This window comes from candidate division KSB1 bacterium (assembly GCA_022562085.1).
Taxonomy (GTDB): Bacteria; Zhuqueibacterota; Zhuqueibacteria; order Oceanimicrobiales; family Oceanimicrobiaceae; genus Oceanimicrobium.
Genome location: JADFPY010000013.1, coordinates 25,519 through 34,491, shown reverse-complemented (window position 1 = coordinate 34,491; position 8,973 = coordinate 25,519). Strand labels below are relative to the sequence as shown.

12 protein-coding genes and 1 pseudogene are annotated in these 8,973 nt (G+C 39.6%); all 13 read left to right on the top strand.

From position 1 onward, the window contains the following. On the top strand, nt 1–266 hold a 266-nt coding region (nrdR, locus tag IH879_02510; GenBank protein ID MCH7673808.1), incomplete at its 5' end, for a transcriptional repressor NrdR. A 111-nt stretch (nt 267–377) separates the two neighbouring features. Further along, on the top strand, nt 378–1,106 hold the full coding sequence (tatC, locus tag IH879_02505) for a twin-arginine translocase subunit TatC (GenBank protein ID MCH7673807.1): 729 nt from the start codon (nt 378–380) through the stop codon (nt 1,104–1,106). Nucleotides 1,107–1,172: 66 nt separating this feature from the next. Beyond that, nucleotides 1,173–1,727, top strand: coding sequence for a dCTP deaminase (locus IH879_02500; protein MCH7673806.1), 555 nt, complete (start codon nt 1,173–1,175; stop codon nt 1,725–1,727). A 27-nt stretch (nt 1,728–1,754) separates the two neighbouring features. Next, nucleotides 1,755–2,585, top strand: a complete 831-nt coding sequence (locus IH879_02495; GenBank protein ID MCH7673805.1) for a PHP domain-containing protein — start codon at nt 1,755–1,757, stop codon at nt 2,583–2,585. 17 nt (nt 2,586–2,602) lie between these two features. Then, nucleotides 2,603–3,232 carry an MBL fold metallo-hydrolase gene (locus tag IH879_02490; protein MCH7673804.1) on the top strand — a complete coding sequence of 210 codons (630 nt, stop codon included), beginning with the start codon at nt 2,603–2,605 and terminating at the stop codon, nt 3,230–3,232. 13 nt (nt 3,233–3,245) lie between these two features. After that, nucleotides 3,246–3,914, top strand: coding sequence for an HD domain-containing protein (locus tag IH879_02485; GenBank protein ID MCH7673803.1), 669 nt, complete (start codon nt 3,246–3,248; stop codon nt 3,912–3,914). Between the two features lie 218 nt (nt 3,915–4,132). Continuing rightward, a complete protein-coding gene (locus tag IH879_02480) occupies nt 4,133–5,653 on the top strand; it encodes an Rne/Rng family ribonuclease (protein ID MCH7673802.1) in 1,521 nt (506 codons plus the stop codon). A gap of 60 nt (nt 5,654–5,713) precedes the next feature. After that, on the top strand, nt 5,714–6,058 hold the full coding sequence (rplU, locus tag IH879_02475) for a 50S ribosomal protein L21 (GenBank protein ID MCH7673801.1): 345 nt from the start codon (nt 5,714–5,716) through the stop codon (nt 6,056–6,058). Beyond that, nucleotides 6,059–6,316 carry a 50S ribosomal protein L27 gene (rpmA, locus tag IH879_02470; protein MCH7673800.1) on the top strand — a complete coding sequence of 86 codons (258 nt, stop codon included), beginning with the start codon at nt 6,059–6,061 and terminating at the stop codon, nt 6,314–6,316. A 195-nt stretch (nt 6,317–6,511) separates the two neighbouring features. Then, nucleotides 6,512–6,799 (top strand): Asp-tRNA(Asn)/Glu-tRNA(Gln) amidotransferase subunit GatC, encoded by a 288-nt coding sequence (gene gatC / locus IH879_02465; protein ID MCH7673799.1) that lies wholly within the window; start codon nt 6,512–6,514, stop codon nt 6,797–6,799. Nucleotides 6,800–6,860: 61 nt separating this feature from the next. After that, nucleotides 6,861–7,081: pseudogene (pyrG, locus tag IH879_02460) on the top strand (CTP synthetase). A 234-nt stretch (nt 7,082–7,315) separates the two neighbouring features. Continuing rightward, nucleotides 7,316–7,846 carry an LPS export ABC transporter periplasmic protein LptC gene (lptC, locus tag IH879_02455; protein ID MCH7673798.1) on the top strand — a complete coding sequence of 177 codons (531 nt, stop codon included), beginning with the start codon at nt 7,316–7,318 and terminating at the stop codon, nt 7,844–7,846. A 10-nt stretch (nt 7,847–7,856) separates the two neighbouring features. Continuing rightward, a complete protein-coding gene (locus IH879_02450; protein MCH7673797.1) occupies nt 7,857–8,927 on the top strand; it encodes a hypothetical protein in 1,071 nt (356 codons plus the stop codon). Nucleotides 8,928–8,973 lie beyond the last annotated feature (46 nt).

Here is an 8,973-nt window from a genome sequence, read left to right as displayed (position 1 = left end):
GCAGTTTGCAAATAGCTTGTAATAAACGACCAATATCGACTTCGAATATTGATAATATTGTGAATGAAATTGCAATCAAACTAAGAGACATGTCGCAGGAAGAGATTCCATCGCGAGAAATTGGCGAACTCGTAAGCGACACCTTACGAAACCTGGATTACGTCGCGTACGTTCGCTTTGCTTCCGTGTATCGCAATTTTCAAGATAGAGAAGAATTTCTGAGCGAATTGGAGGAACTCAGTAAGGGAAAAAAGACCGCCCGTTGAACCATCATTTGAGAAAAGTACTAGGTTGCAGATAGTAACGGAACGATTTTGTGGCTATCTGCTTTTTTATTGATAGCTATGAATTCGAAAACGACATCACAGAAAAAGGAGATGCCATTTCTAGATCACCTGGAAGAGCTCAGGTGGCGTCTTATTAAATCCATCGTTGCGATCGTTGGCTCGGCAATTGTCATCTATTTTTTTTCTGAAAGAGTTCTTAACATTCTGGTTACACCTTACAATGACGCAGCCAAATATTTGGGCAAAGATCCTACTCAGGGACTCATTTTTTTGACGCCGACCGGCGGTTTCATGATTCGTATTAAACTTTCTGTATTCGTCGGTATTATTGTTGCTTTGCCCATAATTGTTTACCAGATTTGGCAATTTGTTGTCCCCGGTTTATTAAGAACTGAAAGAAAATATTTGCCCACAGTTATCTTTTTCTCAACATTTTGCTTTGCTCTTGGCGCATTCTTTTGCTACTTTATTGTTTTGAAATTCGGACTTAGATTTCTACTTGGGTTTGAGACTCAAGATCTCATTGCTACCATTGCGGTAAACGAATACTTACAATTTATTACTCAGTTAATTTTTGTTTTTGGTTTGATATTTGAGATGCCTGTGCTGGCTTTTTTTTTGACAAGAATCGGTTTGCTGACACCCGATTTTTTGAGACATTATCGCCGGCACGGAATTGTAGGCATGGTTATTTTGTCAGCAGTCGTAACACCACCCGATGTTTTCACCCAATTGCTTTTAGCCGGACCTTTGGTTCTACTTTACGAAATCAGTATTCTTATTTCGGCAGCAGTTCACAAAAAACAAGAAGTTTCTTAAAAATAATAAAATAAAGGAATACTTAAAATTAGTCGAAAATATATAAATCACACTGGAGGGGAAAAAATGGCGATTAAGCCCGATAAGTGGATTAAAAAAATGGCTTTGGAAGAGAAGATGATAGACCCTTTTGTCGAAAGCCAGGTTCGTGAAAATGTCATTTCTTATGGTGTTTCCTCGTATGGATATGATGTGCGCATTGCGGATGAATATAAAATTTTTACCAATCTCAATTCCACAATTGTTGATCCGAAGCATTTCGATCCAAAGTCATTTGTGGATTTTAAAGGTGAAGTTTGTATTGTGCCACCTAACTCGTTCGCTCTGGGTAGAACCATCGAATATTTTAGGATTCCGAGAAAGACTATGACGATTTGTGTTGGGAAATCCACTTATGCACGATGTGGGATTATTACAAATGTTACACCTCTTGAACCGTGTTGGGAAGGCTATATCACGCTCGAGGTTTCTAATACGACTCCGCTGCCGGCTAAAATTTATTCCGGCGAGGGAATCGCACAAATTTTGTTTTTTGAAAGCGATGAAGAATGTTTAACTTCATATGCTGATAAAAAAGGGAAGTATCAAGGGCAGACCGGAGTTACCTTGCCGAAAATTTAAACTTTGACCGGGAAGTTTCAAAATACTATGATTCAAGCAAATGGATGTGCCGATTTACACCTTCATACAAATCACTCCGACGGCTATTATTCTCCCAAAGAGTTAATTGATAAAACTCTATCACGTGGTTTAAAAACGGTCTCGATTGTTGACCATGATGAAATTGGCGCCCTTGATGAAGCAATCGAATATGGAAAAACGATGGGTGTGGAAGTTATTCCCGGTGTGGAACTCAGCGTAAGCTATAAACATTTTGATCTGCATGTTCTTGGTTATTGCTTCGATTATAGAAACCCCGAATTGGTTGAGCATTTAAATCTTTTCAAGAAAGCAAGAATTCAGCGCGCTGAAAGAATGGTCGCAAGTTTAGCAAAACTGGGCATGCCGATTTCGTTCGAGGCGGTCATGGAGAAAGCTGGGCATGGTTCGGTTGGGCGGCCTCACATTGCAAATGTTCTGTTAGATGACGGGTATGTGTATTCATTTCAAGAGGCTTTTAGTAAATATATCGGCAACGGCAAGCGCGCTCATGTGGGCAAATTAAAAATTGATATTCAAGTCGTACTTAAATTTGTAAAAGCGGCGGGTGGTGTCTGTTCAATCGCTCATCCAGGATTAGAGCTTTCGGATGATGACTTACTGACGTTAATTAAAGAAGGGGTCGATGCGATTGAAGTTGTGCATCCCAAACACAATGATGAAAAAACCCGCCAGCTAAAACAATTGGCAGAAAGCAATGGCATACTCACAACAGGAGGCTCTGATTTTCATGGCGGGAGTAAAGGCGAAGAAGCTCTCGGCAAGTATAAAGTGCCATACGAAGTTGTCAAGAATTTAAAAGAATTAGCAGCTAGATAATAAAGTAAATAAGATTTATGGTTATCGAAACTCTGGAAGTAGGTCCGTTTGCAGAAAATTGTTATGTCGTTGGTTGCGAAGGAACTAGCGAAGGTGTCATCATTGATCCCGGTGATGAAATTAATAGAATTCTGGAAAAAGTGGCAGCGCTAAAACTTGAGATTAAATATATTTTAATCACCCATGCTCATTTAGATCATGTTAAAGAATTGGGTACGCTCCAAAATGAAATCGATGCTCCAGTGCTGATGCATCGGGACGATCAATTCTTGTTAGATGGCTTGCCGATGCAGGCCTCTGCATTTGGGATGTCGGTTTCGGCTATTCCAAAGATTGACAAATATATAGAGGAAGGAGACACCATTGAATTTGGCAAGAAAAAGTTCGAGGTCCTTCACACGCCAGGTCATTCTCCCGGCAACGTTTCCTTTGTAACCCAAAAAGTCGCTTTCGTAGGCGATGTACTTTTCTCCGGATCAATTGGAAGAACAGATTTGCCTGGCGGTGATTTTGATATTTTAATCAATTCGATTAAGACCAAACTGTTTCCATTGGGTGATGACACGGTTATCTATTCGGGTCATGGCCCAGCAACAACCATCAAAAAAGAAAAACAAACCAATCCTTTTTTAATTCAAAATAATTAGTGGTAATAAACAGATGTCAAAAGCAGTAACTTTAGAAGAAGTTAAATCAGACCCACAGGTACATGCCTACATAAAAAGGGCAGATGAGAATTTAGCTGTCATTGGTTATACTGAACACGGCCCACGGCATTGTAGTTTAGTAGCCAAAAGAGCATATGAGACTTTGACAAAATTGGGTGTGCCGTACCGAGAGGCCGAGTTGTCGGCTATTGCAGGTTATCTTCACGATGTAGGAAATGTTTTTAATCGCTTTAATCATCCCTATACGGGAGCGGTATTGGCGCATACGATGCTAAAAGATCTCGGCATGGATATGGACGAAATTACCGCAATTGTGGCTGCAATCGGGAATCATGACGACGATGGCTGGGAGCCGGTGAGCAAAGTCTCCGCAGGACTGATCCTTGCGGATAAATCAGATGTTCATCGTTCACGCGTGCGAAACCCCGACATGATTAAATTTGATATTCATGACCGGGTGAATTATGCCGTCAATAAATCTATTCTGGAAATCGATAGCCCCAACACAACAATATCATTGGCGTTAACAATTGATTTGGATATTTCCTCGGTTATGGAATATTTTGAGATTTTTCTTAATCGAATGCTTTACTGTAAACGGGCAGCTAATTTTCTCGGTTATCAATTTAGGCTTGTTGTTAACGAAAATATTTTATTGTAACTTGTGCGCACAATTTATCCGACAGACAAACAAAGCAAAAATTTCTTGCAAATAATTGATATTTTGTTTATAATAACAGTTGCCTTTGCAGAAAATGTTAGAGGGATAGAGATATCCCTTTTTGTTTATAGAAATGTTCTTTGACAGTCTCCCAACAAGGATTTATTTTGTGTAAATTGTGAATCAAAATTTTGAATAGGAGTATTACAAGTAGAAATATGAAAAAGGAAATAATCATTAATTCGTCGATTGGAGAGACACGGATTGCTATTCAAGAAAACGGCAGACTTGTTGAGCTTTTTGTTGAGCAACCTGAACACGAAAGAATGGTTGGCGATATTTATTTGGCAAAAGTAGTTAATGTTGTGAAGGGAATTCACGCCGCTTTTGTTGATATCGGTCACAGCCAGGATGCGTTTCTACATTTCTCGGATATCGGTGATAAATTGTTAGACTATAAAGATTTTATCAATGTAAATGGGAAACAGAGCAGCTCAAGGAGAAACCCAACAAGACCTGTCCCGAGACAGGGGCAAGAGATTCTCGTTCAAATTATCAAAGAACCCATTAGTAGTAAGGGTGCAAGAGTTTCCACAGAGTTGTCGTTTCCCGGCAGGTTTTTAGTACTCGTTCCCAATTCTGATGTCGTGGGGGTATCGAAAAAGATATTTAAGATTAAGGAAAAAAGGGAACTCAAAAAAAGAGTACGCGGGATCAAGCCCGAGGGTTTTGGGCTGATTGCAAGAACGGTAGCAGAAACTAAGGACGAAAAAATATTAAAATCCGATTTAGACGGTCTAATCAAGCAGTGGAAACGCGTAGAACAGAAGCTTAAACGAGCTACCTCTCCAGGTCTAATTTTCAAAGATGCTGCCATGGCTTCCAGTGTCATTCGTGATTTGTTTACCAAAGATGTAGATCGTGTTGTCATTGACTCGAAAAAGCTTTTTAAGGAAATTACGGTTTATCTTAAAGATGTGGCCCCTTCGCTTTCTAACCGAGCGGAACTTTACACAGGCCGGAAGCCTGTTTTCGATAAATTTGGAATTGAAAGTGAAATCCAAAAAAGTCTTTCCAGAAAAGTTTGGACCCCAAGCGGGGGGTATATAATATTCGATCACACAGAAGCATTGGTTGCAGTTGATGTCAACAGTGGAAAGTTTATGGGTGGAAAAGAACCCGAAGAAAACATACTTAGGATTAACCTCGAAGGGGCAAGAGAGATTGCCCATCAACTCCGGTTGCGAGACATCGGTGGGATCATCGTGATCGATTTTATCGATATGTTGGATCCCAAAAACAAGAAAAAGCTGTATAATGAATTTCGTCGTGAATTGCGTAAAAGCAGAGCTCAAGCGAACATCACCCAAATAAGTGAATTTGGGTTGATTGAGATGACTCGTGAGCGGGTTCGTCCAAGTTTACTTTTTGCCTTTAGCGAGGCGTGCCCAACTTGCGAAGGTTTGGGCAGAGTGGTTTCTAAGAGTATGGTTTTAACCAGAATTGAAAGATGGATCAAAAGATTTAAAGCAGAAAGAAAAGAATGGTCTCTTCGATTGGTTGTTCATCCACAGATCGCCGAGTATATGCTTGATGGCATGATGAATAATATCAGAAGACTGATGTGGAAATATCGCCTTAAGATTGAAGTCAAAAAAGATGATTCTCTTAAAACCGATCAGTTCAAAATGATCGTGAAGAAAACCGAAAAGGACGTAACTGAAGAGTTCCATTCATAAGGATTTTTGTAATTCTGACGAAAACATATTTGGGGTATATTTAAGGGAGGTGTTAACATAATGTATGCGATTATAGATATAGCAGGTAAGCAATTTAAGGTTAGCAATAAGGACAACATCCTGGTTCCGAAAGTAGTCGGCGAAGTTGGCAAAAGCGTTGAGTTCGACAGGGTTTTGCTTGTTTCTGACCAGGGTAAGGTTTCCGTTGGCCAGCCAACTCTCAAGGACGCAACGGTTAAAGCAAAGATATTAAGCTTTGAGCGCGGGAAGAAAGTCATTGTTTATAAGAAGAAAAGACGTAAAGGCTTTGAAGTCAAAAGGGGGCATAGACAGGATTATACTAAATTGGAAATTCAGAGCATAGCGGCCAGTAAGAGCAAGGAAGAATCGAAGGAGGCAAAGTAAATGGCACATAAGAAAGGTGTAGGAAGTTCTAAAAATGGCCGGGATAGCAATCCGCAGTTTCTCGGTGTAAAAAGATATGGTGGACAGTTAGTTACAGCAGGGAGTATAATTGTCAGGCAAAGAGGGACAAAATTTCATCCCGGTCTCAATGTTGGTATTGGGAAAGATGATACTCTTTTTGCGCTGGCTGAAGGAACCGTTAAATTTCAACGCAAGGGACGGCATAGGAAAGTGGTGAATATCATGACGAAGATTTGAGTTCTCTTTAAATTTTGCTAAAATACTTAAAGAGCAGCAAAATTTGCTGCTCTTTTTTGTATTTGTGAAGTCTCATAAATGTAACATTTACAAAAATTATGCCAACTGCCTAAATTGACCTTGACAATCAATTCCATTTATTTTATATTACGGCTGCTATTTTAGGCCTGAAAGTCTGTTTTTTCAAGAGGTGTGATGCCCATAAAAATCGAAGATGTAGAAAAGATCGCAACACTCTCCAGGCTTGAGTTTTCTTTTGAGGAAAAAGAAAAATTGGCTAAAGAGTTGGATCAAATTGTGGCTTATGTTGAAAGGCTGAATGAGTTAGATACGAAAGCTGTTGAGCCGACTTCGCATATAATTGATTTGAAGAATATTCTTAGAGAAGATAAGGCACAAAACTGGCTTGAGCAAGAACAGGCTCTTGCAAATGCGCCGAAAAAAAAACAGAGCTACTTTAGCGTACCGAAAGTAATTGGTTAGAATACAATGGTGTTTAACGAATTTATTAGATACGAAAAAAATAAATACTAGAGGGTATTGAATGCCTGTAAATCCTAAAACAAAATATATTTTTATTACCGGGGGGGTGTATCTTCACTTGGTAAGGGCATTGCATCAGCATCCATTGGGCTGCTACTAAAATCACCTAGCTTAAAAATAACTATTCTTAAATTGGATCCCTACATAAACGTCGATCCCGGAACACTGAGTCCGTACCAGTACGGCGAGGTGTATGTCACCGATGATGACGCCGAAACCGACGAAATTGTTCAACTTCATGATCATCCATGGTATTTTGGTGTGCAGTTTCATCCGGAGTTAAAGTCTCGGGTACTGGCGGGGCATCCTCTTTTTAGATAATTTGTAAAAGCGGCTGTTCATTACAAAAGAAACAAACAGCAGGCTTAATTAAGACATTTCATTGTGAAAGTCATCGTTCAATTTTGTATGTATTTTAAATTTTTTAAAACTTTTACTTTTTGTGCATTTTTGATTTTGACGTTATCGTGTCAGTCCGATAGGGCAGTAACCGCGACCAACCAGGCCTTGACTGATATTCCCGATCAGGAAGGGTGGAATTCGACCGTGGTCTCCACGAACAAGGGCAAAGTATCTTCCAAAATTAAGTATGTTCACATGAAAAGATTTTCAAAAAAGAAATTGGTTAAGTTTGTCGATGGGGTTGAGTTTGAGTTTTTTGATGAAAACGAAGACCAAATTTTACGAATTCGAGCCGATGAAGCTTTTTTGAACGAAAATACAACCAATATTGATTTAACGGGCCAAGTCGTTGTATGGTCAAAAGACGGGATCCAATTAAATACATCGTCGCTTCGCCTGACTCAAAATCAAAGCAAAATCACTTCCGAAGACTTTGTGAGATTTATTACGGCGGACAATGATACGATTTTCGGCCACGGATTCGAATCAGGAAAATCTTTAAAAAACTGGACCATCAAAAAGCCAACAGGAGTTACGCAGAAAAAGTTACAACTCGACTTCAAGGATGAGAAGAATACAAACTAATACGATCTTTTTGCTAACTCTGATTTTTTCTACTCCAGGCGCAACATTCAGCCAGGACAAAGAAGAACGGTTGAGGCTGATTTCTGCTGATCTTTTAAAACGAGAAACAATTGGTCAAAAAGTACAACAAGTTTTGGAAGGTAATGTTAAGCTCAAGCAGGGGAAGACGACTATTGAATGTGATCTCGCTTCCCAAATCATCGATGAAGATCCGTTCGCTCTAATTGGCAACGTTCATATTTATGATGAAGAACAGAATCTGTTTGCGGATACGGTTTATGTTTACTCGATGGAATTTAAACAAGTCGCAATCGGAAATGTCAGGAGCTTTACAGAAACCGATACGACTACTGCGAATCGGATGACATATTTTCAAAAGCAAAAAAGATTAGTTTCCGAAGGGGATGTTCGAAAAATAGATTCAAAAGAGAGGACGATTCTTACCGGGGGATTTGCTAGCTATCAGCGAGAAGAGAAGTATGGGAAAGTATTTGACGACCCTGTTCTCATTCAACACGACAGCCTCGGCAGTGAAATTATGAGAATTCTGGCGGACACCATGGAAATCTTTGAAAGTGGTCAGCGAATTATCGCCAAAGGAAATGTTGTAATTATTCAACCGGGTATTAAAGCAACCTGCGGGCAAGCAGAATATATTAAATCGGAAAAAGAAATTACTTTAAACGATTCCCCTAAAGTCTTACAAAGAAATCAGCAAATCTCAGGTGATACTTTGAAGCTCTATTTGAATGATTCCAAGTTAACCAGGGCGGTCGTGACAGGCAATGCTTTGGCGACTTCGGATGCGGACACTTTAGATAGAGGAAAATGGCTGAATAAACTAACGGGCCAGACCATGGAGTTCTTTTTTGGGGATGCGAATGAACTAAAGAAAGTTATCATAGAAAATCAAGCAACGAGCTTATATCATATTATAGAAGAAAAGGAGTACAAGGGCACTAATGAGGTCTCCGGTGACAGGATAACTATTGAGTTGTCTGAGGGCCAAGCGCAAACGGTTCAGGTGAGCAGCAACCCGGATTTATCAACCGGGAAATATTCACCGCCTAATCAAATATGAATTTACAATTTAATTTAAGTAACCAGAGCCTTCTGTCAAAGCTTGT

What these genes read in the sequence shown, in the direction of transcription:
- tatC (MCH7673807.1), top strand. Translation starts at nt 378, where the DNA reads ATGCCATTTCTAGATCACCTGGAAGAGCTCAGGTGGCGTCTTATTAAA.
- IH879_02500 (MCH7673806.1), top strand. Translation starts at nt 1,173, where the DNA reads ATGGCGATTAAGCCCGATAAGTGGATTAAAAAAATGGCTTTGGAAGAG.
- IH879_02495 (MCH7673805.1), top strand. Translation starts at nt 1,755, where the DNA reads ATGATTCAAGCAAATGGATGTGCCGATTTACACCTTCATACAAATCAC.
- IH879_02490 (MCH7673804.1), top strand. Translation starts at nt 2,603, where the DNA reads ATGGTTATCGAAACTCTGGAAGTAGGTCCGTTTGCAGAAAATTGTTAT.
- IH879_02485 (MCH7673803.1), top strand. Translation starts at nt 3,246, where the DNA reads ATGTCAAAAGCAGTAACTTTAGAAGAAGTTAAATCAGACCCACAGGTA.
- IH879_02480 (MCH7673802.1), top strand. Translation starts at nt 4,133, where the DNA reads ATGAAAAAGGAAATAATCATTAATTCGTCGATTGGAGAGACACGGATT.
- rplU (MCH7673801.1), top strand. Translation starts at nt 5,714, where the DNA reads ATGTATGCGATTATAGATATAGCAGGTAAGCAATTTAAGGTTAGCAAT.
- rpmA (MCH7673800.1), top strand. Translation starts at nt 6,059, where the DNA reads ATGGCACATAAGAAAGGTGTAGGAAGTTCTAAAAATGGCCGGGATAGC.
- gatC (MCH7673799.1), top strand. Translation starts at nt 6,512, where the DNA reads ATGCCCATAAAAATCGAAGATGTAGAAAAGATCGCAACACTCTCCAGG.